This is a genomic window from Planococcus sp. RAB007_Raresut, from assembly GCF_057369535.1.
In genome coordinates this window covers 651409-678382 of record NZ_JBXYIF010000001.1, presented here as the reverse complement: position 1 = coordinate 678382, position 26974 = coordinate 651409, and the positions used below count along the sequence as shown (strand labels likewise).

The 26974-nt window shown below is 42.9% G+C and carries 24 protein-coding genes and 1 other annotated feature; of the genes, 19 read left to right on the top strand and 5 right to left on the bottom strand.

Going from position 1 to position 26974, the window contains the following annotated elements:
- Positions 1–3: 3 nt before the first annotated feature.
- A complete protein-coding gene (locus tag AC2Q9J_RS03320) occupies positions 4–858 on the bottom strand; it encodes a DegV family protein (RefSeq protein ID WP_499037149.1) in 855 nt (284 codons plus the stop codon).
- Positions 859–874: 16 nt separating this feature from the next.
- Positions 875–1684, bottom strand: a complete 810-nt coding sequence (locus AC2Q9J_RS03315; RefSeq protein ID WP_499037148.1) for a Cof-type HAD-IIB family hydrolase — start codon at positions 1682–1684, stop codon at positions 875–877.
- Positions 1685–1847: 163 nt separating this feature from the next.
- Between AC2Q9J_RS03315 and AC2Q9J_RS03310 the strand changes: the two genes are divergently transcribed.
- The 3 genes from AC2Q9J_RS03310 to AC2Q9J_RS03300 all read left to right on the top strand — a co-directional run bounded on the left by AC2Q9J_RS03310 (position 1848) and on the right by AC2Q9J_RS03300 (position 5269).
- On the top strand, positions 1848–2615 hold the full coding sequence (locus AC2Q9J_RS03310; RefSeq protein ID WP_499037146.1) for a serine aminopeptidase domain-containing protein: 768 nt from the start codon (positions 1848–1850) through the stop codon (positions 2613–2615).
- A 66-nt stretch (positions 2616–2681) separates the two neighbouring features.
- Positions 2682–2990 (top strand): metal-sulfur cluster assembly factor, encoded by a 309-nt coding sequence (locus AC2Q9J_RS03305; RefSeq protein ID WP_033540921.1) that lies wholly within the window; start codon positions 2682–2684, stop codon positions 2988–2990.
- A 134-nt stretch (positions 2991–3124) separates the two neighbouring features.
- Complete coding sequence (locus tag AC2Q9J_RS03300; RefSeq protein WP_499037145.1) at positions 3125–5269, top strand: ATP-dependent Clp protease ATP-binding subunit; 2145 nt, start codon at positions 3125–3127, stop codon at positions 5267–5269.
- A 189-nt stretch (positions 5270–5458) separates the two neighbouring features.
- Here AC2Q9J_RS03300 and AC2Q9J_RS03295 read toward each other — a convergent pair whose 3' ends face one another.
- Positions 5459–5644, bottom strand: a complete 186-nt coding sequence (locus tag AC2Q9J_RS03295; protein ID WP_084244704.1) for a YjzD family protein — start codon at positions 5642–5644, stop codon at positions 5459–5461.
- 187 nt (positions 5645–5831) lie between these two features.
- Here AC2Q9J_RS03295 and AC2Q9J_RS03290 point away from each other — a divergent pair, with 187 nt between their 5' ends.
- The 7 genes from AC2Q9J_RS03290 to opp4C all read left to right on the top strand — a co-directional run bounded on the left by AC2Q9J_RS03290 (position 5832) and on the right by opp4C (position 14155).
- Positions 5832–6764: a beta-ketoacyl-ACP synthase III gene (locus AC2Q9J_RS03290; RefSeq protein WP_499037143.1), complete on the top strand. Its 933-nt coding sequence runs from the start codon at positions 5832–5834 to the stop codon at positions 6762–6764.
- Between the two features lie 26 nt (positions 6765–6790).
- Entirely contained in the window at positions 6791–8029 is a 1239-nt protein-coding gene (fabF, locus tag AC2Q9J_RS03285; protein ID WP_499037141.1) for a beta-ketoacyl-ACP synthase II, read from the top strand.
- Positions 8030–8272: 243 nt separating this feature from the next.
- Complete coding sequence (locus tag AC2Q9J_RS03280; protein WP_499037139.1) at positions 8273–9319, top strand: ABC transporter ATP-binding protein; 1047 nt, start codon at positions 8273–8275, stop codon at positions 9317–9319.
- Positions 9316–10326, top strand: coding sequence for an ABC transporter ATP-binding protein (locus AC2Q9J_RS03275; RefSeq protein ID WP_499037137.1), 1011 nt, complete (start codon positions 9316–9318; stop codon positions 10324–10326). Before AC2Q9J_RS03280 ends, AC2Q9J_RS03275 begins: the two co-directional genes overlap by 4 nt.
- Positions 10327–10353: 27 nt before the next feature.
- Positions 10354–12102: an oligopeptide ABC transporter substrate-binding protein gene (opp4A, locus tag AC2Q9J_RS03270; protein WP_499037135.1), complete on the top strand. Its 1749-nt coding sequence runs from the start codon at positions 10354–10356 to the stop codon at positions 12100–12102.
- A gap of 157 nt (positions 12103–12259) precedes the next feature.
- A complete protein-coding gene (gene opp4B, locus AC2Q9J_RS03265; RefSeq protein WP_499037133.1) occupies positions 12260–13225 on the top strand; it encodes an oligopeptide ABC transporter permease in 966 nt (321 codons plus the stop codon).
- A gap of 12 nt (positions 13226–13237) precedes the next feature.
- A complete protein-coding gene (opp4C, locus tag AC2Q9J_RS03260; protein ID WP_499037131.1) occupies positions 13238–14155 on the top strand; it encodes an oligopeptide ABC transporter permease in 918 nt (305 codons plus the stop codon).
- Between the two features lie 746 nt (positions 14156–14901).
- On the opposite strand, the gene trpS is transcribed toward opp4C, so the two are convergent.
- Together trpS and AC2Q9J_RS03250 are read right to left on the bottom strand one after the other, a co-directional pair.
- Positions 14902–15915 carry a tryptophan--tRNA ligase gene (trpS, locus tag AC2Q9J_RS03255; RefSeq protein WP_499037130.1) on the bottom strand — a complete coding sequence of 338 codons (1014 nt, stop codon included), beginning with the start codon at positions 15913–15915 and terminating at the stop codon, positions 14902–14904.
- A 43-nt stretch (positions 15916–15958) separates the two neighbouring features.
- Positions 15959–16170 (bottom strand) — a binding site (T-box leader).
- Positions 16171–16212: 42 nt separating this feature from the next.
- Positions 16213–16554 (bottom strand): DUF3899 domain-containing protein, encoded by a 342-nt coding sequence (locus tag AC2Q9J_RS03250; RefSeq protein ID WP_499037128.1) that lies wholly within the window; start codon positions 16552–16554, stop codon positions 16213–16215.
- 240 nt (positions 16555–16794) lie between these two features.
- On the opposite strand from AC2Q9J_RS03250, the gene AC2Q9J_RS03245 reads away from it, so the two are divergent.
- The 9 genes from AC2Q9J_RS03245 (at position 16795) to AC2Q9J_RS03205 (ending at position 26938) form a co-directional block, all read left to right on the top strand.
- The gene (locus tag AC2Q9J_RS03245; RefSeq protein ID WP_499037127.1) at positions 16795–18519 is read left to right on the top strand and encodes a peptide ABC transporter substrate-binding protein; all 1725 of its coding nucleotides are present in this window, start codon (positions 16795–16797) and stop codon (positions 18517–18519) included.
- 197 nt (positions 18520–18716) lie between these two features.
- On the top strand, positions 18717–19652 hold the full coding sequence (gene opp3b / locus AC2Q9J_RS03240) for an oligopeptide ABC transporter permease (protein ID WP_499037125.1): 936 nt from the start codon (positions 18717–18719) through the stop codon (positions 19650–19652).
- Entirely contained in the window at positions 19652–20671 is a 1020-nt protein-coding gene (opp3C, locus tag AC2Q9J_RS03235; RefSeq protein ID WP_499037123.1) for an oligopeptide ABC transporter permease, read from the top strand. The genes opp3b and opp3C overlap by 1 nt, the downstream gene beginning before the upstream one ends.
- A gap of 15 nt (positions 20672–20686) precedes the next feature.
- On the top strand, positions 20687–21742 hold the full coding sequence (locus AC2Q9J_RS03230) for an ABC transporter ATP-binding protein (RefSeq protein ID WP_499037121.1): 1056 nt from the start codon (positions 20687–20689) through the stop codon (positions 21740–21742).
- Positions 21742–22680, top strand: coding sequence for an ABC transporter ATP-binding protein (locus AC2Q9J_RS03225; protein ID WP_499037119.1), 939 nt, complete (start codon positions 21742–21744; stop codon positions 22678–22680). Before AC2Q9J_RS03230 ends, AC2Q9J_RS03225 begins: the two co-directional genes overlap by 1 nt.
- A gap of 107 nt (positions 22681–22787) precedes the next feature.
- Positions 22788–23996 (top strand): putative glycoside hydrolase, encoded by a 1209-nt coding sequence (locus AC2Q9J_RS03220; protein ID WP_499037118.1) that lies wholly within the window; start codon positions 22788–22790, stop codon positions 23994–23996.
- A gap of 365 nt (positions 23997–24361) precedes the next feature.
- Complete coding sequence (spxA, locus tag AC2Q9J_RS03215) at positions 24362–24757, top strand: transcriptional regulator SpxA (protein WP_008429739.1); 396 nt, start codon at positions 24362–24364, stop codon at positions 24755–24757.
- Between the two features lie 257 nt (positions 24758–25014).
- Positions 25015–25677, top strand: coding sequence for an adaptor protein MecA (mecA, locus tag AC2Q9J_RS03210; RefSeq protein ID WP_499037116.1), 663 nt, complete (start codon positions 25015–25017; stop codon positions 25675–25677).
- A 157-nt stretch (positions 25678–25834) separates the two neighbouring features.
- Positions 25835–26938, top strand: coding sequence for a competence protein CoiA (locus tag AC2Q9J_RS03205; RefSeq protein WP_499037114.1), 1104 nt, complete (start codon positions 25835–25837; stop codon positions 26936–26938).
- Positions 26939–26974 lie beyond the last annotated feature (36 nt).

Below are 26974 nucleotides of genomic sequence, written 5' to 3'. Positions count from 1 at the left end.
CTCTTAGGAATTTAATTTGTTTTGAAAGAATACCGCAAGAGTTCCTGGTCCTGTATGGGCTGCGATAACTGAACCAATCATATATATTTCAACGTTTTTAGGATGAAATTGCTCTTCAATCGCTTCTTTCATCAAGTTGGCGAATTCTTCATCGTCTCCGTGGCTAATCGAGATGATTTGTTTTTCGAGCTGCTCACCGCGTTCTTCCATTAATTCCACGATCCGTTTAATGACTTTTTTCCGGCCGCGCAATTTTTCGATCGGCACCAGTTTGCCATTTTCCACGTGAAGCAGTGGTTTGATGTTCAATAGACCGCCGACAAAAGCGCTGCCTTTTGAAATCCTGCCGCCTTTTGCCATGTAGTCCAAGTCTTCGACCGTGAACAGTGACTCTGTATGTTCAGCCATAAAACGGACGCGTTCAATGATTTCTTTCAAAGGATGCCCTTGTGAACGAAGTTTAACGGCTTCTTTAACGAGCATTCCGTATCCAAGTGAAGCCAGTTTTGAATCCAGTACTGTGAGTTTCAAATCCGGATATTCTTCACGAACTTGCTCGGAAGCCATCATCGCCGTTCCGTAAGTCCCTGACAGTTCGGAAGAAAAGGCGATATAAAATCCTTCTTCGCCGTCTTTCGCCAATTGTTCAAAGGCATTAAGCATTTCATCCGGTGAAACCTGTGATGTTTTCGGGCGTATATCATTACGGATTGCGTCAAAAACTTTCAGCGAATGGATGGTCCGGATATCTTCGAACTCTTCATTGCCGATATGCACGCGTAACGGAAACAATTCCACGTTTTCTTTTTCAAAAAACTCTTTAGGTAAATCTGATGCGCTGTCTGCGAATAATCTCATTCCAATCCCCCATTTCTTATTTCAAATTTAAGCGGTCAATCAATAATTCTGCTATTCCATCTTCATTATTGCTTAAAGTGATTTCATTGGCTATATTTTTTAATGGCGAAATGGCATTACCCATGGCTACTCCGACTCCAGCAAAGTCAATCATCTCCAAATCATTGTCTTCATCGCCGAAAGCAATGATGTTCTCTTTTGCAATGCCAAGCGATTTGGAGACTTGGTCAAGGCCGACCGCTTTGCTGAGGCCGCTTTTCACGATTTCGATAACATGCCACGGAGCACCCCATCTCCTATGGTCAATAACTTCAGCATGCACCTGATTCAAATGGTCATGAATCTCACCGACTTTTTCATAAGGCGCATGGATCAGCATCGATGTGGGATCGACTTTCAAGTAATTGCGCAAATCTCCTGTGGTGATGGATGGGTCTCCGAACTTGAAGATATCCATCAGCTTTTCGTCGTGATGATGGACATACACATCATCCAAAACTTCGGCGACGATATTATGGAAATTATAATTATGCATCGATTCCACAACTTCGTGTACTGTTTCCAAACCAATTGGTGTGTGGAATCTTCCCCAGCTGTTATCAACCGGGTGATGAACAAATGCACCATTAAAATTGACAATTGGGGTTTTCAAGCCCAATTCTTTATAATAAGGCTCACTCGAACGATAAGGGCGGCCGGTAGCAATCATCACCTGATGGCCCTGCTCCATCGCTTTTGCCAATGTTTTTTTCGTTTTTTCGGATATGACTTTTTGATCTGTCAGTAAAGTTCCGTCCAGGTCGAGAACGATCAAATGCTGTTTCATGTAAAACGGCTCCTTTCTATATATATACAGTTTAGCGATAATAAGAAGGGTTAGTCAAAAAATCTTGAGTTCAATGCATTCAATTAATTATCTTGTCGGTACATATCATATGAAAAAAGAGGCGAATATTGGTAGGATTAGAAGAAAAGGGGGTAAGCAGCAAGTGAAAATTATCAAAGAAGTTTGGGAAGGCATCCCATTGCTGCACGTCTCACCGGATGACGCTGCAGGGAATGAACTTCCTACGGTCATTTTTTTGCATGGCCATATGAGCGCAAAAGAACATAATCTCCATTATGCTTACCAGCTGGCGGACAAAGGCATCCGTGTTTTATTGCCTGATGCACATCTTCATGGGGAAAGAGAAGAAGGCCAGGATGCAATCCAATTGAGTCTGAGATTCTGGGAAATCGTCCTGACATCCATCGAAGAGGTAGGGAAAATACATAAAATGGCGAAAGAAAAGCATCTAGTGAAAGGCGAACCTGCTATAGGGGGCACTTCAATGGGTGGAATCACCACTCTCGGGGCATTGACAGTATACCCTTGGATACCTGCGGCCGCTGTCATGATGGGCGCAGCAAACTATGTCGAGCTGGCAAATGCACAAATGACGCAGTTTGAATCGCGTGGTTTCACTTTGCCGATTACCGAAGATGAACGCGCCAATATGCTCAAGACGCTGGGGCAATTCGATGGCACGAAAAAAATAGAGACTTATAATAAGCGGCCATTATTCTTCTGGCACGGTGAGCAGGACATCATCGTACCGTTCGGACCGACTTATGATTTCTATAAAAAATTGAAACTGAGTTATGGAGAAGCTGAGGAGAGGCTGCAGTTTCTTCGCGAAAAGGAAACCGGGCACGCCGTCAGCCGTCCGGGGATGCTTGCTGCAACTGAATGGCTGGCCGAACATATAAATGTATAAGCTTGTCGATTTCATTCTATCCTGATATTTGTTAAGATGGGTTTAATAGAAAAAGGAGGGATTGTCATGGATCAAGAGATGAAAGACAGCATGATGGGAGCACTCGAGACAGTTATTGACCCCGAATTGGGAGTTGATATCGTAAACTTGGGCCTTGTATATGACGTTGAGTTATCTGAAGACGGATTTGCAGTGGTTACAATGACTTTAACTTCAATGGGTTGTCCAATGGGACCTCAAATTGTTCAAATGGTCAAACAAGCTTTGTATGAATTGCCGGAAGTGGAAGAAGTCGATGTAAAAATCGTCTGGCAGCCGGTATGGGGCAAAGAGCATATGTCAAGATACGCTAAAATGGCGCTTGGCGTAAGATAAGCAGTAAAGAAACCTTTTCGGAATTTTGATTCCGAAAAGGTTTTTTTTTGAAGAGCTGAAAGTTGCGCGATCAGAAAATCTTTTCTATAATTAAATTAGTCAAAGAAGGTCAAAGTTTATAGAGGAGGATTATTATGGTTCAATTCGTACCTAACAATGAAGAGCAGAAATCGCCTTTGGAGCAATATGGACGAAATATGGTGGAACAAGCACAGTCCGGGAAAGCGGATCCGGTCATCGGCCGTGACGAAGAAATTCGCAATGTTATCCGAATACTGTCTCGTAAAACAAAAAACAATCCAGTACTGATCGGTGAACCAGGAGTAGGTAAAACGGCAATCGTCGAAGGGCTGGCACAGCGGATTGTCCGCAATGACGTCCCTGAAGGCCTTAAAGACCGCGTAATTTATGAACTCGATATGAGCGCGTTGATCGCGGGGGCCAAATATCGCGGGGAGTTTGAGGAGCGCTTGAAAGCGGTGCTGAAACAAGTCAAAGACAGTGAAGGGCAGATCATTTTATTTATTGATGAAATCCATACAATCGTCGGAGCCGGCAAAACGGAAGGCGCAATGGATGCAGGCAATATGCTGAAGCCGATGCTTGCCCGCGGGGAACTATACTGTATCGGCGCAACTACGCTTGATGAATACCGCATGCATATTGAAAAAGATCCGGCTCTTGAAAGACGTTTCCAGCAGGTTCTTGTGCGTGAACCGTCTGTCGAAGACACCGTCTCAATTTTGCGCGGATTAAAAGAACGATTTGAATTGCATCACGCCGTGCGAATCCATGACCGTGCGATTGTTGCCGCGGCTGCCATGTCCGACAGATATATCACAGAACGTTTCCTGCCGGATAAAGCGATCGATTTAATCGATGAAGCATGTGCCATGATCCGTACGGAAATCGATTCAATGCCGCAGGAACTGGATCAAGTTACACGCCGGCTGATGCAATTGGAAATCGAAGAGCAGGCTTTGATGAAAGAAAAAGATGCAGCGAGCAAAACTCGTCTGGAAACTCTGCGTGAAGAAATCAAGGAATTGAAGGATTCTTCATCAGGCATGAAAAATCAATGGAACGAAGAAAAAGAATCGCTGAAAAAAATTCAGGAGAAACGGGAGCAGCTTGATGTAAACCGCCGGCAGCTTGAAGAAGCAGAGAACAAAGGTGATTACAGCAAAGCCGCCGAATTGCAACATGGGCGAATTCCGGAACTTGAAAAGGCACTGGCTACTTTAGAGGATGAACTGAAAAGAGGCGGAGCAGAACGTCTTCTTCGTGAAGAAGTGACGGAAGAAGAAATTGCAGGCATCGTTGCACGATGGACTGGCATCCCGGTAACGAAACTTGTGGAAGGGGAGCGGGAGAAACTGCTGCGGCTTGATGAAACGCTTAAAGAAAGAGTCATCGGGCAAGATAAGGCAGTTGCGCTTGTGACCGAGGCGGTCTGGCGTGCCCGCGCAGGAATAAAAGATGAAAGAAAACCGATTGGTTCATTTATTTTCCTTGGCCCCACAGGAGTCGGTAAGACTGAACTCGCCAAATCACTGGCTGCAAACCTGTTTGATTCGGAAGACCATTTTATCCGGATTGATATGTCGGAGTATATGGAGAAGCACAGCGTATCCCGTTTGGTCGGAGCTCCTCCCGGATATATCGGATATGAGGAAGGCGGGCAATTGACGGAAGCGGTCAGAAGAAATCCGTATTCGGTTGTTTTGCTGGACGAAATCGAAAAAGCGCATCCTGACGTAGCAAATATCCTGCTGCAGATTTTGGATGACGGGCGCATTACAGACAGCCATGGCCGTCTTGTAAACTTTTCTAATACGGTTGTCATCATGACATCCAATATCGGTTCTGCCCACATCCAGGCAAAAGATACTGAACATGATATAGAAGACATTGTCATGGCGGAATTGCGCAAGCATTTTAAACCGGAGCTATTAAACAGAATCGACGATATCGTCATTTTCCATGCACTGGACAACCGCCACTTCTACCACATCGCCAAGAAAATGATCAATGAATTGGCTGATCGTTTGCAGCAACAGGAAATTACATTGGAAGCGGATGACTCAGTCATCAATTATGTGCTGGAAGCGGGAACGGATCCTCTTTTCGGGGCAAGACCGCTGAAACGCTTTATCCAGCGTGAAATCGAAACAAAAATAGCCCGCGAATTGATCAAAGGTGATGTTATGCCGCATACGACAATGTATTTGGAAATGGATGAAGACAATCAATTGAAGATAACAAAAAAAGAAGCGTAGGCCGTGGCGGCCTGCGCTTCTTTTTGTTGTCGCTTTTCTTTGTCCAGACTCCAGCGGCCCAGCTCTTCGGGTCATAGGCCACTCTGATGAGTATACTGTTTTATACCCGATGCTCCTGCATCGCTGCGCTGCTTCGTCGTAAGAGTTGGGCCCGGTAGATGGGCCAACTCTCGCTGTCGCTTTTCTGTATCAGTGTTTCTCTGGTGCCGGTGATTCAGGAATGATTGAACCAATGATGAAAATTAGAACGGAAACAACAAGTGACATGTAGATTCCCGACATAAAGTTAAAGTCTACGTTCTGAACAGCACTTACAACGTAGTTTAGTGTTGTGATCAATAAAGCTGACCAGAATAAAGTTCCGATAAATTGCATCTGTTTCACCTCTGCATAAAATGTCTAGCTTAATAATAGCATAGCTTCCGCTTTGCAGAAAGAAAGTTTCATCATTCTTGAAAGATTTTGTCGGAAATATGTCAGCAACTTGAATAAATCTTTTCAATGACGTATTATTAACACCAGGTACTAAACATTTAAAGCAAGTTGAAATGAGGGGAAATATATGAATGCTGGCATATTGGGAATTGGCCGTTGCCTACCGGAAACCATATTGACGAATTTCGAACTGGAACAGCGGATGGATACCTCTGATGAATGGATCCGGACCATGACGGGAATTGAAGAACGCCGTATTGCAGGAGACGAACAGGATACATCACATATGGCGCGTGAAGCTGCGCAGAAAGCTATAGAAGAGGCTGGTATCGATCCAAAAGAAATCGGATTGATATTGGTGGCGACTGTCACAGGAGATCAGCCGTTCCCTTCCATGTCCTGTGTAATCCAACAGGAAATCGGTGCGGTAAATGCAGCGGCAATGGATATTTCGGCGGCTTGTGCAGGATTTATGTATGGCATGATTACAGCTAAACAATTCATCGATTCGGATGTTTATAAATATGTGTTGGTGGTGGGAGTTGAAAAGCTCTCGAAAATCACGAATTGGGAAGACCGAAATACAGCGGTTCTTTTCGGAGATGGAGCTGGCGCGGCTGTCATGGGCAAAGTTTCGGAAGGCAGAGGCATCTTGTCATTTGAGCTTGGCGCCGATGGAAGCGGCGGCAAACATCTGTATCAGGACGATTATCTCGTCATGAACGGACGGGAAGTTTTTAAATTCGCTGTGCGCCAAATGGGCGAATCAGCGGAAAACGTAATTGAAAAAGCGGGACTTGTAAAAGAAGATGTCGACTTTTTAATACCACATCAGGCTAATATTCGTATAATGGAAGCCTCCAGGCAGCGTTTGGAATTGCCTGTTGAAAAAATGTCCAAAACGATTCACAAATACGGCAATACCTCAGCTGCTTCCATCCCGATTTCATTGGTTGAAGATGTCGAAGAGGGAAGAATCAAAGAGGATGATGTGGTAGTGATGGTCGGATTTGGCGGGGGATTGACTTGGGGCGCCATTGCAATGCGATGGGGCAAATAATCAGGAATGCGAAAGGACAGATCAGAATGGCGAATCGTCGTGTAGTTATAACTGGAATTGGAGCGGTTACACCGCTTGGAAATAATATTGAAACAACATGGGAAGCTATAAAAGAGGGCAAATCAGGTGTCGGTCCGTTGACGCGGCTTAATCCTGACGATTACAGTGCCAAAATTGCAGCTGAAATAAAAGATTTTTCTATTGAAGATTACATCGAGAAAAAAGAAGCCCGGAAAATGGATCGCTTTACGCATTATGCGCTTGCAGCATCTATTATGGCAATGAAGGATTCCGGCTTGGAACTTGATGAAAAATCGGCATTGCGCACGGGTGTCTGGATTGGTTCAGGCATCGGCGGCATGGAAACTATTGAAAATCAGATGAATGTTTTGAATACAAGAGGCGTCCGCCGGATCAGCCCATTTTTAATCCCGATGATTATTCCGGACATGGCTTCCGGGCAAGTATCGATTTATTTTGGTGCAAAAGGCATCAATTCCTGTTCGGTGACAGCCTGTGCTTCCGGAACCAACTCGATTGGAGACGCATTCCGTGTAATTCAGCGCGGTGATGCGGATGCAATGATTTCAGGCGGAGCAGAAGCGCCGATCACACAATTATCAGTTGCCGGTTTCACAGCCAATACCGCATTGACGACAAATACGGATATCAATACCGCTTCACGGCCGTTTGATAAAAACCGTGATGGTTTCGTCGTCGGTGAAGGAGCGGGCATCGTAATTCTGGAAGAATATGAACAGGCAAAAGCACGCGGAGCGAAAATCTATGCTGAAATCGTCGGTTACGGTTCGACTGGCGACGCCCACCATATTACTGCACCAGCGCCAGGCGGAGAAGGCGCGGCACGTGCGATGGACCAGGCAATAGCTGACGGAGGCGTTGAGAAAACGGCAATCGGTTATATCAATGCACACGGGACAAGCACACCTTATAATGATTTGTTTGAGACAATGGCGGTAAAAACAGTATTTGGCGAGCATGCCTATAAGCTGGGCATGAGTTCGACAAAATCGATGACCGGCCATTTACTTGGAGCAGCGGGAGGCATTGAAGCCATCTTCACAGCGTTGGCGCTGAAAGAAGGCGTCATGCCGCCGACGATCAATTACAGTACACCTGACGAAGAATGTGATTTGGATTACGTTCCGAATGAAGCCAGAAAAGCGGATTTCACGTATGCCATGAGCAACTCATTAGGTTTCGGGGGACATAACGCTTCACTGGTATTCAAAAAATATGAATAATGAAATGACCCCCTGCAGTTTATGGCAGGGTGTTTTTTTTATTCTTTAAAACTTTTCATGGAATAAAAAATAATTTTATTTAAACTGGAAAACCCCGTAGTAATAAGGAAATATTCCCTTTTCTGATTCGGAATTGACAAAAAATTTTTTAAATTACAAAAAAGAGATTGATTATGTAATGTTTTTGTAATAAACTTTATAAAAGTTGAATTAACAGAAAAAAAAGAATTTTGAGGTGTTCGCATGTCAGCTAAAAATACATCATTTACACAGACACCGCTTTTGCAGGTTGAGAACCTTCAAACCGGCTTTAAAATTGACGGCGACTTCTTTAACGCTGTTGAAGGAGTGTCGTTTGAAGTTAAACGCAAGCAAATAGTCGGAGTTGTGGGAGAGTCGGGTTGCGGAAAGAGTGTAATGTCACTGTCAATTATGCAGCTATTGCCTACTGGAATCGGAAAAATCCGCGGTGGCGAAGTGAAATTTGAAGGAGAGAACATTTCCAAACTATCTGATAAAAAAATGAACAATATACGAGGAAAAGATATATCGATGATCTTTCAGGAACCGATGACTTCCTTGAACCCAGTTTTCACTATCGGCTATCAAATAGAAGAAGTCATTTTGAATCATGAAAAAATATCGAAAAAAGAAGCCCGTCTCCGTTCAGTGTCATTGCTGAAAAGTGTAGGCATACCCCGTGCGGATAAAATTGTGGATGAATATCCCCACCAATTATCCGGCGGAATGAGACAGCGCGTTATGATCGCAATGGCCATTGCCTGCCAGCCCAAACTTCTGATTGCGGATGAACCGACTACCGCACTTGATGTAACGGTACAGGCTCAGATTCTTGATTTGCTGAAAGGCATACAGGAAGCGAACGATATGGCGATAATTTTAATCACTCACGATTTGGGTGTTGTAGCCGAAATTTGTGATGAGGTTCTGGTCATGTATGCAGGGAAAATCGTGGAAAAAGCTACAGTGGATGAGCTGTTTAATAACCCGAAACACCCTTATACTGACCTGCTGATGAAGGCAATACCGAGAATGGATGAAGATGTTGAAGTTCTGGCAACAATTGACGGCCTGGTGCCTTCAGTAATGAACATGCCTGAAGTTGGCTGCCGTTTCGCGAACCGCTGCCCATCGGCAATGCCCGAATGCTTGACAGTGACTCCTAAACTCGGAGAAGTAGCTTCACATCATGAAGCGGCATGTCTGCTCTATGACGAGAGCTGGCCAGAAGGCACAAAACCTCATAGAGAAGGAGCGTCCATGGCATGACAACTAGAGACTTTATACAAGATAGAATCGACAGCCTCGAGAATCGGGACGTGCTTCTCGAAGTCCAGAATCTTAAAACCTATTATCCAGTAAGAGGCGGTTTTTTCAAAAGGACCATTGGACATGTTAAAGCCGTAGATGATGTTTCATTCACCATTCGTAAAGGCGAGACACTCGGTCTTGTTGGTGAATCCGGATGCGGCAAGTCGACAACGGGAAGAACCATTCTCCGATTGTTGAAACCGACAGACGGCCAAATCCTTTTTGAAGGAAAAGAAATCACGAAAATTTCGGGGTCGAAGCTTCAAAAGGCCCGCCGTGATTTCCAGATGGTTTTCCAGGATCCATATGCTTCTCTCAATCCGACGCAGATGGTCGGCGACATAATCGCTGAACCGATTCTCAATTATGAGAAGCGCAATAAGAAAGAGTTGGAGCAGGAAATTAAATCTTTATTATCCAAGGTTGGACTGCCGGAAGCGGCATATTATAAATACGCCCATGAATTCTCAGGCGGCCAGCGTCAACGCATTGGGATAGCCCGTGCACTCGCGTTGAATCCAAAATTGATTGTGGCAGATGAGCCGGTTTCGGCACTGGATGTTTCTGTTCAGTCACAAGTTTTGAATCTGCTTAAGGAATTGCAGATTGAATTCGATCTCACTTACTTGTTTATCGCGCATGATCTCAGCGTCGTAAAACATATGAGCGATCGAATTGGTGTTATGTATTTGGGCAATCTTGTCGAGGTTGCTTCAAATAGAGATTTATACAAGGAGCCGCTGCATCCTTATACACAAGCCCTGATTTCTGCGATCCCTGAACCAAATACGGCGATCAAGAAAGAACGGATTGTGCTTGAAGGAGATGTTCCAAGTCCGCAAAATCCGCCAACCGGCTGCCCGTTCCATACGCGCTGTCCGATGGCAATGGAAGTCTGTTCGAAAGAGAAGCCTCCATTGAAAGAAGTGCGGCCTGGCCATCACGTTGCTTGCGTCTTGTATTGATCAAAAAAAAACAGTAGGGGGAAAATCATGAAAAAGAACAAATCGTTATTATGGCTTTTCGCTTTGATTCTTGTCCTGTCTGCGTTCCTTGCAGCATGCGGCGGAGATGATAGCGGGTCGTCCTCGGATGATGCAGACAAAAAAGAAGAAACAGAAACAGAAACAGAATCAGAAGGCACTGCTGAAGGAGAGCCTCAAGCAGGCGGAACTTTGGTGTACGGTATTGACGCTCCACCAGAAGGATTATTCTCATCTGCTTTTTACGGTATCGCAACGGATGCCGAAGTAATTGATCTTTACGATGAGCCATTAATTACTTATAACGAAAACCTGGAACCAATTCCTAACGTAGCTTCGTGGGAAACTGAAGACAATAAAGCCTTTACTTTCACATTCCAAGAAGGTGTTAAATGGCATAACGGCGAAGAACTGACAGTTAATGACTGGGTATTCGCACTAGAAACAATTGCAAACAAAGATTATGATGGTCCACGTTACACGAATGTTCAAACTATTGAAGGAGCAGAAGCTTTCCGTAACGGTGAAGCTGACACTATTTCAGGGATTGAAGTTGTAAGTGATTATGAAATCAAAATCACTTTCGATGAGGCGCGTGTAAACAACTTAACAAACCTTTGGGTATATGCACTTCCTGAATCAGTAATGGGCGATGTGCCAGTTGCTGAAATGTCAGGATCTGAATGGGTTCGTTCTACTCCAATTGGAATTGGGCCATTCAAAATTGAAAACATTGTAGCCGGAGAATCTGTAGAACTTTCTAAAAATGAAGATTACTGGAATGGCGACGTCAACTTAGACAAAATCGTAGTCCGTGTTATCGACAACTCTTCTGTTGTTGGCGCATTGCAAAATGGCGATGTTGACATGCTTTCCCTTCAGCCGGTTTCTGGTCCAGAAGTAGAACCTTTGGAAAATGTTGAAATCATCACTTACCCTGGACTGTCTTACTATTATGTAGGATTCAAACTAGGTAAATTTGACAACGATTCACAAACAATTGTAGAAGAAAACCCTAAATATCAGGACAAGCAGCTTCGTCAGGCGATGATGTATGCACTGAACCGCCAAGAGTGGGTTGATGCATTCTTCTTCGGCTACGCAAACGTAGTAAACGCTCCAGTACCAAGCTCTCACTGGAATGCTGCTGATAACAGCGAATTGAACACTTACGAATACGATCCTGAAAAAGCAAAAACTTTGCTTGATGAAGCAGGTTATGTAGACCAAAACGGAGATGGTTTCCGTGAAGATCCAAATGGTGATGAGTTTATCGTTAAATTCTCACATTATGCTACTGGAAACCCTACATTCGAATCACGCGCACAAGCAATCACTCAATATTTCGAGGAAGTAGGACTTCAGTCAGAACTTGAAATGGTAGAAGTTAACTTGTACTATGACATGATTGAAAAAGATGATCCAGCAATCGAAACATTCTTTGGCGGCTGGGGAACTGGAGCAGATCCGGATCCTTCAGGTTTATGGAAAGCCGATCAGCTTTGGAACTACCCACGTTACAACAATCCTGAAGCCGATAAATTGCTTGACGACGCTCTTGACATTGAAGTCGTTGGAACAGACCAAGCAAAACGTGCTGAATTGTACATTGAATGGCAGAAGATTGTAAACGAAGACTTGCCAATGCTTTATATTGCTGAACTTGAAGAAATCGTTGCTTTGAACAATCGTGTAGGCGGAGTTGAATATGACGTATCTGGTCAAAACAATCCTGCTGAATGGTTTGTAACAGAATAATACAGGTAAGAAACCTTCAACGATGGGCTGGCATTAGCTGCCCATCGTTGAAAAATTATATGAAGCTCTTATGCACGGTAAGGGACGTTTGAAAGCAAATAACTCTTACCGTGCCGGAGAGCGGCAACAGAGAACTTAACAGACAAGGAGAGTATAAATGCTTAAATATACGATTAAAAGATTGCTCGGAACGATCCCTATGCTCATCCTTATTTCCATCGTAGTATTTTCATTGGCAAAATTAATGCCGGGGGATTCCCTGAGCGGAGAAATTGATCCACTGAATACAAATCCGGAATATATTGAGGAAATGAGAGAAAAACTGGGTTACAACGAACCGCTGCCAGTGCAGTATTTTAATTGGATTACTGGCTTTGTGCAGGGGGATTTCGGTAAATCGACAAAGTATAAAACAGATGTCTTTGATATTATTATGGAAAAAGTTCCGAATACTTTGTTACTGGGTGTCATGTCACTTGTCATCACGTATATCCTGGCTTTTGCAATGGGGATGTATTCAGGCAGAAGGCCCTATACCATAGGGGATAATGCCATTGCGGGGATAAACTATATCATGCTCGCGATTCCATCATTCGTAGCTGCTGTAGTCGCCATTTATTTCTTTTCTTTCCATTTGAACTGGTTCCCATTTGGCGGATCGGTGGATATATTAATTGAAAAAGGCAGTTTTGAATATTATATAAGCAAATTACATCATGTTCTCTTACCAGCACTTGTTCTTGGTGCGATGGGGACAGCTTCTTATACGCAGTTTCTGCGCAACGATATTATTGAGAATTCACGGAAAGATTTCGTTCGTACAGCTCGCGCCAAGGGAACGCCAATAAGAAGAATCTATAATGTACATATTTTAAGAAATTCCATCATCCCTTTAGTGACATTTTTAGGATTTGATTTTGCGGCATTGATTGGCGGAGCGATTATTACTGAATCGATTTTTACATATCCGGGAATCGGTATGCTGTTTCTTGATTCGGTGACCAGCCGGGATTATCCGACATTGATGGCACTCACTATGCTTTTGTCATTCCTGACATTAGCCGGAAATTTAATAGCAGATTTATTATACGGCGTCGTGGATCCACGAATCCGCCTGGATTGAGGAGGAAGCAGAATGGCATCATCAACAACTTTAACTCAGCAAAAGAAGCCGGAACGAAGCTTGTCTCCCTGGCAGATTGCTAGAAAAAAGTTTTTTAAGAACAAATTGGCAATGATCAGTTCAGTGTTTATCATTATAGTAACTTTGCTGTCCATTGCAGCACCTTTACTGGCACAGTATTTATCACCGCTGCCGGATATTGCAAAAGTGAATATCGGATCGATGAACATACCGCCCAATGGCGAACATATCCTTGGGACGGATAAAAGCGGCAGAGATGTCCTGACTCGTCTGTTTTACGGTGGCAGAATCTCTCTGTTGGTCGGGTTCAGTGCAACTTTGATGGTAATTGTTTTGGGAACTATTGTGGGCTCCATCGCAGGATTCTTTGGAGGACTGGTTGACAATATTCTCATGCGATTCACTGATTTAGTATTGACGTTCCCTTTTTTAGTATTTGTTATTGTCTTGAACACGATACTTTACGGCAGAGTTGATGGTTTATGGGTGTTGATCATAGTCATCGGAGTGTTGAGCTGGGGAGGGGTAGCCCGCCTGGTACGCAGTAAAGTACTTGCTGAAAAGGAAAATGAATACATTATGGCCGCTCTGTCCATTGGCTGTTCACCGTTTAAAGTAATTGTGAAACATTTACTGCCCAACGTAGCTTCGACGATTATTGTTCAGGCAACATTGATTTTTGCAAGCATGATCGTGGTTGAATCAGCATTAAGCTATCTCGGCTTCGGAGTGCCGCAAGCAACTCCGAGTTGGGGAATCATGCTGTCTTCCGCTAATGAACCGGATGTGCTGCAAGGCAAGCCGTGGATCTGGATGCCGCCAGCATTAATTCTGACATTGACGATTCTTTCCATTAACTTTATCGGTGAAGGATTGAAGGATGCATTGAATCCTAAATCTTTGAGATAAAAAAAGTTCCGCACAATTTAATGTGCGGAACTTTTACACTGTCGAGAAACATCAACTTCTTTAATCATTTCGCTGCTTATCTTTTAATGTCTCGAAGCTAGCGAAGCGATGCAGAGACAGGCGGACGCATTCCGCAGCGATGCAGGAGCACAACTTTGTCTTTCGCCGCCTGCTGCTACATTTTATGTCTGTAAAAGCATGTGAATATATTTCTCGGAAAACAAAAATAGTTAGACTACTTCTTTATAGAAAGCGATTCTGAGATATGGAGCAAAACAGCGAGACTCCCAAGGGATCAGAAACAGAGTTGGCTGTCCAACTCTGTTTCGAGCGAAGTGCTGAGATCCACTCGGGCGAAGGGGACCGAGACCGAGTTAGCTCAGTGCGAGCCCCAAGGAAAGCGAAGCTGTTTTGTGCAATATCGATTGCTTACATTTTTTCCTTAACAAGCTAAAAGTTCCGCACAATTTAATGTGCGGAACTTTTTTTGTGCTTTGATAAAATGGAAAGTGCTTAGGAAGGGGAGCCTTCTTGTCCAGACTCCAGCAGCCCAGCTCTTCGGGTCATAAGCCACTTTGTGTCTAGTCTCCAGTGCCTAGCTCTTCGGGATATAAGACAAGCCAGCTGCGTGGCAAAGGACGCCACTTCACTGCTTCGTCTTATACCTGTCAGAGCTGAAAAGGCACTTCCGCTTTTCGAGGCTATGCGGCTGAAAGACGCCGCTTCGCCAAATCGTCTTATGCCTTTCAGAGCTTAACGGGCGCAGTCGCTTTTCGTGATTTTCTGCCAAGACCCATTGCATTTTCCATTTTCTTAAGCGTTTTATTCGCAAGGCGCGCCGCTTTCTCTGCACCTTCGTCCAGAATACGGTCAAGTTCATCCGACTCCACCAGTTGTGCGTAGCGTTCCTGGATAGGCGCCAGGTGATCAGTGACGGCTTTGGCTACAGAAGCTTTAAAGTCACCATAACCGGCTCCATCGTACTTGGCAGTTAATTCTTCTATAGATGAGCCGGTCAGCGCTGCTTCTATCGTAAGAAGATTTGAAACACCAGGTTTGTTGACCGGATCGAAACGTACGACGCCCTCGGAATCCGTTACGGCACTTTTGATTTTTTTCTCGATTGTTTTCAAATCATCCAGCAATGTGATGATGGATTTTTTATTGGTATCCGATTTACTCATTTTCTTAGTCGGATCCTGCAAGGACATGATCCGTGCGCCATGCTTCGGAATACGGATTTCTGGGATGGTGAGAACATCGTTGTATTTCTTATTGAAACGTTCTGCCAGATCCCGCGTCAATTCGATATGCTGTTTCTGATCATCGCCGACTGGGACGATATTGGTTTGATACAGCAGAATATCCGCAGCCATCAATGGGGGATAGGTAAGCAGTCCTGCAGACACCGAAACATTCTTCAATGATTTATCTTTATACTGTGTCATCCGCTCGAGTTCACCGATCGTAGCGATGCACTGGAGCATCCAACCGGCCTGAGCGTGAGCAGGCACTTCCGACTGTATAAATAAAGTAACCTTTTCTGGATCAATGCCTACAGCAAGATATAGCGCAGCAAGAGCTTTGATATTCTTCCGCAGCTCAAGCCGGTCCTGCGGCATTGTTATTGCGTGCTGATCAACGATGCAAAAAATGCAATCGTATTCTTCCTGGAGCTCTGTAAACTGTTTAAACGCTCCGATATAATTTCCGAGTGTTACTGTTCCGGTAGGCTGGACGCCTGAAAAAATTCTGTTCATTCCAAATTCCTCCTCAAAATAAAAAACACAGCAAGCATCCCTGCAAAGGGACGAAGCTGTGTTTCCGTGGTACCACCCTAGTTGCCGTTTCCGGCCACTCTTCTTCATAACGTGAAGATGACGGAACGGGCTACTGTCAATTTCACCCGCTCAGCTCGAAAGCCCATTCAATGCATCCCTACATCTGTTTTCACCAGCCACAGACTCTCTATTATAGAAGGAAACGCATTTACTCTTCTTTCTCAACGCCTGATATATTGTTCTTATTATAGTATAAGCAAGAAACGGATTGCAATATTATAATTCGTATACAAGCAAGGAAATGCTCATCATCAGGATCGTTACAATGCCGATTATAAGCAGCGGAGCAGCTGAGAAGGGAATGACTTCGGAAGGAAGACGCATTTCATCATCTTCCAGCGTACTTTTACGGCGATAAAACTTTCGCATGCTCATCGTAAAAATATCGAAAGCGCCTGTCTGTACGACGAAGATCCAAGCACCGAAGAAAACTAGTATTCCACCATAGACAAATGATGTATTGATGTAGGACAAAAGAGATAAGTCTTCTGGACGTATAAAGATGGTCAGGAAAATAACTGCTTGAACCAGTAAAATCCATATGAGTATTTTTTTCAATTTCGCACTCTCCTCTAGATGATTGTAGTTGGAAACGGAAAAAAAATCAAAAAAAATTAACGAATTTTGTTAATAAGAAAACGCTTACAAACGTAATATTCACGCGATTCATTCTGTAATAAATGTCACACTATTATTATAATGACCGATAAAATATAAAAAAAAGCCTGTACAAGGTTAAAAGAATATGTATAATTAACAGTGTACCAATTTTTCAGAAAATTTAAGGGGGTCAACTAAGTGAAGAACAGCAAGTTATTTTGGCTACTAGGCCTAGTTCTTGTTCTTAGTATTTTCCTAGCTGCATGTGGCGGCGGAGAAGATACTGATACAAGTACTGAACCAGAAGAACCATCAGAAGAAACTCCAGCAGATGAAGGTGGAGAAGAAGCACCAGCAGGCGAGCCTGATGCAGAACAAGTACTTAACCTAGTTGAAGGTGCAGAAATTCCATCAATGGACTCAGCTATCGCTGAAGATTCTGTAGCATTCAACATCTTGAACAACGTAAACGAAGGTTTATTCCGCTTAAATGAAGAAAACGTTGCAATTCCTGCATTAGCAGAAGCTGAGCCTGAAGTATCTGAAGACGGCTTGACTTACACATTCAAATTGCGTGATGCTAATTGGTCGGATGGTACACCGATTACAGCACAGGACTTTGAATTTGCATGGAAACGCGCGCTAGACCCTGAAGTAGGATCTCCTTATGGTCCATACATGATGGCTGGCACAATCGCAGGCGCTACTGAAGTATCAGAAGGCGCTGACCCATCAGAACTTGGTGTTGTTGCAGAAGACGAAAAAACTCTAGTGGTTACACTTGAGCGTCCAACTCCATACTTCATGTCTTTGATGGCTTTCGGAACTTTCTATCCACAGAACGAAGCATTCGTTACTGAAGCTGGCGACGATTACGCTTCTAACTCTGATAACTTGCTTTACAACGGTCCATTCATGCTTACAAACTGGGATGGCACTGGCTTGACTTGGTCAATGGAGAAAAACCCTGAGTACTGGGATGCTGAAGCAGTTCAACTTGAAACTATCAACGTTGACGTTGTTAAAGAAACATCTACAGCTCTAAACCTTTACCAATCTGGCGAGAAAGACCGCGCTGGACTATCTGGTGAATTCGCAATGCAATATGCTGACGATCCAGAAGTTGTAAAAGAACTTGAACCAACTTTGTTCTACCTGAAATTTAACCAAGAACGCAATGGTGAAGAAACACCACTTGCAAACGAAAACATCCGTAAAGCAATTTCTATGGCTTTCAACAAACAAGATCTAGTTGAAGTAGTATTGGCTAACGGTTCACTACCAGCTAACTACCTTGTTCCTACTGAATTCACATTCGGCGAAGACGGAGCAGATTTCCGTGAAATCAACGGCGACTTGACTGGCTTTGATGTAGAACAAGCACAAGAATTCTGGGCTACTGGCCTTGAAGAAATTGGCGAAACTGAAGTAACTCTTGAACTATTAGGCGGCGACAGCGAATTGGCTGGTAAAATGGACGCTTACTTGAAAGAACAAATGGAAACTAACCTTGAAGGTTTGACTGTAAACTTGAAAGCTGTACCATTTGGCGTTCGTCTTGAACTTGACGAAGCACAGGACTATGATATGCAAAACTCTGGTTGGGGCCCTGACTATCAGGATCCAATGACTTTCATTGACTTGTTCGTAACTGGAGCTTCACACAACTTGATGTCTTATTCTAACGAAGAATTCGACAGCTTGGTTGAACAGGCTAAAGGCGAACTAGCTCAAGATCCTGCAGCTCGCTGGGAAGCTATGGCTGAAGCTGAAAGAATCCTGATTGAAGAAGACGCTGCTATCGCGCCGATTTACCAACGCGCTACAATGGCTCTTCAAAAACCATATGTACAAAACATTATTTCTCACCCATTCGGTGGAGATTACAGCTACAAATGGGCATTCATTTCAGGTAAAGAATAATTTAATCTGAAGCCACGGTTCTAAAACCAAATAGATGGAGAGTATATCGCTACTTTAGCTCGATATACTCTCTTTTCTAATGTAGGAAAGTTCACCGAAAATTACACCTTTTCTGCTAAATTTGAAAAAAATAAGTTTTTGTTTTCATACATAAACAGAGCTTATATAATAGAAGTATTCTATTTCGGAGGTGCAACATGGCAAGATATATTGGCAAACGGATAATATATATGGTGATTACATTGGCGTTGATTGCCACATTCACTTTTTTCTTGATGAAGATACTACCAGGTTCCCCTATCGCTTCCGCAGATAAATTATCTCCAGAACAAAGGGCAGTCGTAGAAGCAAGGTACGGTCTGGACGACCCCCTTCCGGTACAATATTTCAATTATATGTTCGGCCTTGTACAAGGTGATCTTGGTATTTCGATCAACCAGTTTAAAGGCGCAGATGTAACTGATGTAATTTTGAGCCGTATGGGCCCATCCGCACAAATTGGTTTCCAAGGAATGCTTTTGGGTACGGTGTTGGGGATTTTACTAGGAATGATTGCCGCATTGAGGCAAAATACATGGGTTGATTATTCCAGCACAGTTGTTGCGATAATCGGTATTTCGATTCCATCCTTTGTATTTGCGTCAATGCTACAATACTTCCTGGGCCTGAAATTAGGCTGGTTCCCGGTTGCTTTGTGGAAAGACGGATTTATGTCCAGTGTCCTTCCATCGATCGCTTTAGCGATGTTCCCGCTTGCAACAGCAGCGAGGTTCATCAGAACTGAAATGATTGAAGTATTAGGTTCGGATTATATTACTCTTGCCAAAGCCAAAGGTGCGAGCGGTTCTGAGATTGCATTCAAGCACGCATTCCGTAACGCTTTGATTCCTTTGATCACGGTCCTTGGGCCGATGGCTGTCGGTATTTTGACGGGGTCACTTGTTGTAGAGCAAATTTTCGCAATTCCTGGAATCGGCGAACAGTTCGTTAAATCAATCATGGTTAGTGACTTCTCGATCATCATGGGTACTACAATCTTCTTCTCAGTATTCCTGATCCTAGTAATTCTAATTGTCGATATTATGTACGGTATTATTGATCCTCGTATCCGTCTTTCAGGAGGTAAGAGTTAATGACCCAAAACTATGATAAATTGCCTCAAGGGTCTTTTGACAGAATACCAAGAGACACTAAGCAGGCAGAACGTATCTCAAAACCCAGTGTCAGCTTTTGGCAGGACGCATGGCGCAGACTTAAAAAGAACAAAGGTGCTATCTTCAGTTTAATCCTGTTTGGATTGATTGTTATCATGGCATTGCTCGGGCCGGTTATCAGCCCTTATTCACCAAATTCACAAACGATTACACACGCAAACCTTCCGCCTAAAATTCCGGTAATTGAAAATCTGGGCATTTTTGACGGCGTTGGTACACTTGGCGGTAAAGAAGTGGATTTATATGAAATGAAAAACGTTGACCAAAACTATTGGTTCGGTACTGATGGTCTTGGCCGTGACATGTTCTCGCGTGTTTGGAAAGGTACACAAGTATCGTTATTCATCGCATTTGCCGCAGCGGCAATTGATATGTTGATCGGTGTCATTTACGGCGGTATCTCAGGGTACTTCGGCGGACGAGTCGATGATATCATGCAGCGTATCGTTGAGATTTTGACAGGTATTCCAAACCTTGTTGTCGTAATCCTATTCATCATGATCATGGACCCAGGGATTCTGGCCATTATCATAGCACTGACCATAACCGGTTGGACCGGTATGTCGCGGGTTGTCCGTGGACAAGTGCTTAAATACAAAACACAGGAATTCGTTTTGGCTGCCCGCACATTGGGTGCCACTGACGGACGCATTATCTGGAAGCATTTAATGCCTAACGTATTGGGTGTTATTATCATCAATACGATGTTCACGATTCCTGGAGCTATTTTCTTTGAAGCATTCCTTAGCTTCATCGGACTGGGGCTGCAGGCACCGGACGCTTCACTTGGAACACTCATTAACGACGGTTATAAATTAATCCAGTATCAGCCGCATATCTTGGCGATCCCGGCATTCGTACTTAGTTTAATCATGATCGCATTCAACTTGATCGGTGATGGATTGCGCGATGCCCTCGATCCTAAGATGAAAGATTAAGGAGGAAAGCCGAAGATGGAGAAAATTCTACAAGTTAAAGACCTCGAACTTTCCTTTAACACTTTTGGCGGGGAAGTAAAAGCTATACGGGGTGTAAATTTTGATTTATATAAAGGTGAGACTTTGGCAATCGTAGGTGAGTCGGGTTCAGGTAAATCTGTTACCACGAAATCCATCATGCGTTTATTGCCTGAGAGTTCAGCTGAGTTTAAAAATGGAGAGATTTTGTTCGGAGGAAGAGACCTGACAAAACTGTCCGATAAAGAAATGCAGAAAATCCGTGGGAAAGAAATTTCGATGATTTTCCAGGATCCGATGACATCGTTGAATCCAACGATGCCAATCGGCCGCCAAATTACAGAACCATTGTTGAAGCACCAAAAAATCAGCAAATCAGAAGCACGTAAAGTAGCTATCGACCTTTTGCGTCTTGTTGGCATGCCAAAACCGGAATTGCGGATGAAACAATATCCGCACCAATTCTCCGGTGGACAGCGCCAGCGTATTGTCATCGCGATTTCACTTGCGTGCAATCCGCAGATTCTTATAGCAGATGAGCCTACAACAGCTCTAGATGTAACAATTCAGGCTCAAATTCTTGAACTGATGAAAGACCTTCAGAAAAAAATCGATACTTCGATCATCTTCATTACGCACGACCTTGGGGTTGTAGCGAATGTTGCGGATCGTGTAGCGGTAATGTATGGAGGCAAAATTGTTGAAATTGGAACAGTGGATGAAATATTCTACAATCCACAGCATCCTTACACATGGGGCCTATTAAGTTCAATGCCATCTTTGGATACTGAAGATGCAAAACTATATGCTATTCCAGGAACACCGCCTGACCTTTTGGATCCTCCAAAAGGGGACGCATTTGCTCTGCGCAGTGAATATGCGATGAAGATTGATATGGAAATGGATCCTCCATTCTTTAAGATATCTGATACTCATATGGCTGCGACTTGGCTATTGCATCCGGACGCGCCGCAAGTTGAGCCGCCGTTGAGTGTTATTGAAAGAATGAAAAAGTTCCCTGGTAGCCGCTATTATGAAGGGAGCGCAAATTGATGGCTGATAAGTTATTAGAAATCAAAAATTTAAAACAGCATTTCAATGTTGGTAAAGCCAATGAAGTGAAAGCAGTCGATGGCATCTCATTTGACATCTACAAAGGAGAAACTTTGGGTCTTGTTGGAGAATCAGGCTGTGGGAAATCCACAACCGGACGTTCCATTATCCGTTTATACGATGCAACTGATGGAGAAGTATTGTATGAAGGTGAAAATGTTCACGGCAAGAAATCCAAAAAAGACCTGAAGAAATTCAACCGCAAGATGCAGATGATTTTCCAGGATCCGTATGCTTCATTGAACCAACGAATGAAAGTCATGGATATTATTGCAGAAGGCATCGATATCCACGGACTGGCTAAAAACTCGAAAGAACGCGAGCGAATGGTCTTTGATCTGCTGGAAACTGTTGGATTGAATAAAGAGCACGCAAACCGTTATCCGCACGAATTCTCAGGTGGACAAAGACAGCGTTTGGGTATTGCCCGCGCACTGGCAGTAGATCCTGATTTCATCATTGCAGATGAGCCGATTTCCGCATTGGACGTTTCGATCCAGGCGCAGGTCGTTAACCTGTTGAAAGATTTGCAGAAAGAAAAAGGGCTTACGTACCTATTCATCGCCCATGACCTTTCAATGGTCAAGTATATTTCTGACCGCATCGCTGTTATGTATTTCGGCCGCATGGTGGAACTTGCACCAGCTGAAGATCTCTATAACAATCCGATGCATCCGTATACACAATCATTGCTCTCGGCAATTCCTCTGCCAGATCCGAATTACGAGCGCAATCGCGTCCGTAAATCATATGATCCAGCTTCCCATAATTATGCGGAAGGCGAAGATGTCCGCATGAGAGAAATCACACCGGGACATTTCGTAGACTGTTCTGAACGTGAGTTTGAAGCTTTAAAAGCAGGTTCTTTAAAAGTATAAAAAATTTAGCAATACCACAGCGTGGTATTGCTATTTTTTTGTTTCAATTTGTCAAAATGATGATAAAATGAAATAAGAAAGACAACTGAGAGGATGTTAAGGCGAATATGAAAAAATTGAAGTTAGCAGCAGCAACCGCTTTGTTATTTAGTGGACTGGCTACAGTACCTGTAATGGCGGCAGATGAGAATGCACAGGATTTCACCACACGTACATATAATGCAGTTGAAATAAATTCGGAGGTTCTATCCAGTTCACAATTGTTCAAATACAATTCCGGTCTTACATTTGAATATCCAGACGCGGTCCGCGGGATATTTGTGACAGGACATTCTGCTGGGGGAGCCCGTTTTGACAGTCTGATTGACTTGATCGGCTCAACTGACTTGAATGCAATGGTCATCGATGTTAAAGAAGATTTCGGTTATCTGACTTATGTACCTGAAGAAGATTCCAAGTTAGCTGAATATGAAATTGGCCAACCTTATATCAAAGATCCACGTGCTATGCTCGAGCGCTTGGAACAGGAAGAAATATATCCGATAGCGCGTGTGGTCGTATTTAAGGATTCAGCGCTGGCTGAAAGTAAGCCGGAGTGGTCGTTCCAAGAGGGCGGTCAGGTTTGGAAAAATAGGAGAGGGGAAGCTTTCGTCAATCCTTATATGAAAGAAGTATGGGATTACAATGTTGACATCGCCATTGAAGCTGCAAAATTAGGCTTCAAGGAAGTCCAATTCGATTATGTCCGTTTTCCTGAAGGATTTGAAAACCGTGCAGACACTTTGCAGTATTCGAAAGGTGAATACGATAGTGAAGAGTACGATGGCGTGCAAAGCCGTGTAGCTGCGGTTACAGATTTTGTAGCATATGCCCACGAACAATTGGAACCTTATGATGTAGAAGTTTCTGTTGATATATTCGGCTATTCCGCAACATTGCCGGAAGCACCAGGAATCGGCCAAAACTTCTCGAAGATTTCTGAGAACGTGGATGTAATTTCTTCAATGATCTATCCAAGCCATTGGACTTCATATTTCGGGATTGCGAAACCCGATTTGGAACCTTACAAATTGGTGGCGGAATACTCAAAAGTGGAAAATGCGAAACTTGGCGAACTTGAGAACCCGCCTGTTTCACGGCCATGGCTTCAGGATTTTACAGCTTCATACTTGGGGGCAGGCAACTACCTGAATTATGGTAAAGCGGAAGTGGAAGCTCAAATCAAGGCACTAAACGACAACGGCATCGATGAATTTCTATTATGGAATGCCGGCAACACTTATTCGCCAGGCGTAGATTACACACCAAATAATTAATGAAGAAAAAGGGGCTGATTTTAAAAATCAGTTTCTTTTTTTTGAAACTTTTTAGCGTTGAAATCGTACTATTATGTGTAAGGATTATTTTCAAGAAGAAAAACCTAATTGAGAATAAAAATATTTTTATTATGGGTTTAACTGTTAAAACAAACGGGTAAAATTATATTGTATAGATATAGATAAACTTTAAATATAGCGAATCTGTGACAAGTATTATGCATTTCCTATATTAATATGCGATTTCTATATTCAATTTAAGCCCGATATTGTATAATGAATGTAAAGCTTTTAAATTATATTCATTCTAATTTAGTAATAATAGAAATGAATCCCCCGAATCCGAAAGGAAGTGTTCAATTATGATGGTTACGCTATTTACTTCCCCAAGTTGCACATCTTGCCGTAAAGCAAAAGCATGGTTGGAAGAGCATGATATTCCATATACAGAACGCAATATTTTTTCTGAACCTCTTACAATCAGTGAAATAAAAGAAATTTTACGCATGACTGAAGATGGCACTGACGAAATTATCTCAACACGTTCGAAAATATTCCAAAAACTGAACGTAGACGTGGAAAGTCTTCCGCTTCAGAGATTATACGAGTTAATCCAGGAACATCCTGGGCTACTGCGCCGGCCGATCATCATGGACGAAAAAAGACTGCAAGTCGGTTATAACGAAGATGAAATTCGCCGGTTCCTACCTCGTAAAGTAAGAGCTTACCAATTGCTTGAAGCTCAACGAATGGTGAACTGAAAATAAGCTAAAAGCTGTCCGGCCTTTATGTCAATTCATAATGGATCTTTGGACAGCTTTTCTATATTTAATTCAGTTTTATATCTTGCAATTCATTAGCATTTGGCATAAACTCTTAACTAATTATCCGTCGCCTGACTTATGAATATAGGCAATAACTTTCTCATATAGTTTAAAACGCGTTATAATAAGGAAAGCAACACCGCACGGCTTATGAGGAAGATCCTCTTGGTCCAATTCGAAAGGAGAGGTGTAAAATGGAAATAGAACGCATTAATGATAACACAGTCAAATTTTACATTTCCTATCTCGACGTTGAAGAACGTGGGTTCAGCCGTGACGAAATATGGTTCAACAGAGATAAAAGTGAAGAGCTTTTCTGGGAAATGATGGATGAGGTCAATGAAGAAGCTGATTTTGTTATGGAAGGTCCTCTTTGGATTCAAGTCCAGGCAATGGATAAAGGGCTGGAAGTAACGGTTACACGTGCCCAACTTACTAAAGACGGCCAAAAACTTGATATGCCGGATGATATAGAAGAACGCCGTAAAATGTTCTCAAGTGATGAAGCAGCAGCAGCTGCTACTGAATTTGATGAGTTTGAGCCTGTTTTCAATGAACCAGATACTAAAAACCTGGAATACAGCTTTGTTGTATCTGAAGTGGAAGAATTGCTTCCATTGTCCCGCCGTTTGCAGTATGTTCCAATCGAAACGGCACTCTATCATTTTGAAGGGAAATATTTCCTTCATGTCAGTTTTGACGAAATCCTGCATTCAGATGACGACATCAAAGATCATGTGAGTGTCTTTACAGAATATCTTCAAAGTTCTCCTGTTACGATCCATCGTCTCGAAGAATACGGCAAGGAAATATTTAAAAAAGACGCATTATCAAATATTCTTCACTACTTTGGTTAATGTTAAGCACTAGTGAATAAGCCCCGGAAGATTAAGCTCAGCTTAATCTTCCGGGGTTTTTTGTGTTGATATATTTATTGTATTTAAATTTGCTGTAATAACTGAAAATTTAAATTGTTTAATTCAATGGCTGCTTTTATAATTAAGAAAAAGGGGAGTGGAAGAGATATTGACCGCGAGGACTGAGAAAGGAAAATTAATTTATTTGATTAATCCTCATAGCCGCATTGAGTTAATGAATTTGAGGAGAAGGCATCGTTTCTATTGTCCTGATTGTGGAAGTACTGTACTCCTCAAAATTGGCGATATCAAAATTCCCCATTTTGCCCATAAATCGCTATCATCGTGTGGCAGCGGAGAACCGGAATCATCGTTGCATTTAGAGGGTAAAATTTTGCTTCATCAATTCTTCATCGATAAAAACATACCGGCTGACATGGAGACATATATACCGGAAATTCGGCAAAGGGCTGATGTGTTTGTTGATCGAAAGTCGGTAATCGAATTCCAATGCAGCCCCATCGCATCATCAGAGGTTTCTAGGCGTTCCGCAGCTTATGCACATCAAGGCCTTCATTTCACGTGGATAGGCGGTATCAAAGAATCTCACGAAAATAAAATACAGGTACTGAATATTAAAGAATACCAAAAGGAGATGCTGCTAGAGAAGGATCATTCGAGGTACTTACTTCTGCTGAATCCTGCAACTAAACAATTCCAATATTTTTCTAATTTATTTCATATAAACGGAAGCAGGTGGGTGGGAAAAGTCGCCTCATTACCTGTGAAAATGCAGAGCTATCCTTTTGCTGTTCCCAAACAGCTTTCGAGAAAAGAATTTGAAAGTGTTTGTACGGTATTTGCAAAATCTCGGAATGATTACATCAATGCACAGTTTTATGCGAGAAAACGCTATCAGAACGATTTCTGGATCCTCTGTTACGAACTTGGATTGGATATGCGTGGTCTGCCGAAAAAAGTCGGAGTACCGATTATGGGTGCTGACTGTTTAATGGAGCATGCTGTTATTTGGCAATTGGCGCTGATAAGGGCACAGAGGCTAGGTATCTCAAATGCAGGAATACTTTCATCCGATATCATAAAAATCCGAAATCAGCATCGTACTGCCCAGGCATTAAAGGTTTTAGATGATTATGCGGAGTTCCTGAAACAAATGGAAGCTGTTGAAGAGACATCAGTTAACCAAAGGGAAGTATTATATGATATCTATTGCAAAAGCGTACGAAAATTGAGAAAATAAGATGTAGTTCGACTCCCGAAAGAGAAGGACAAAGGA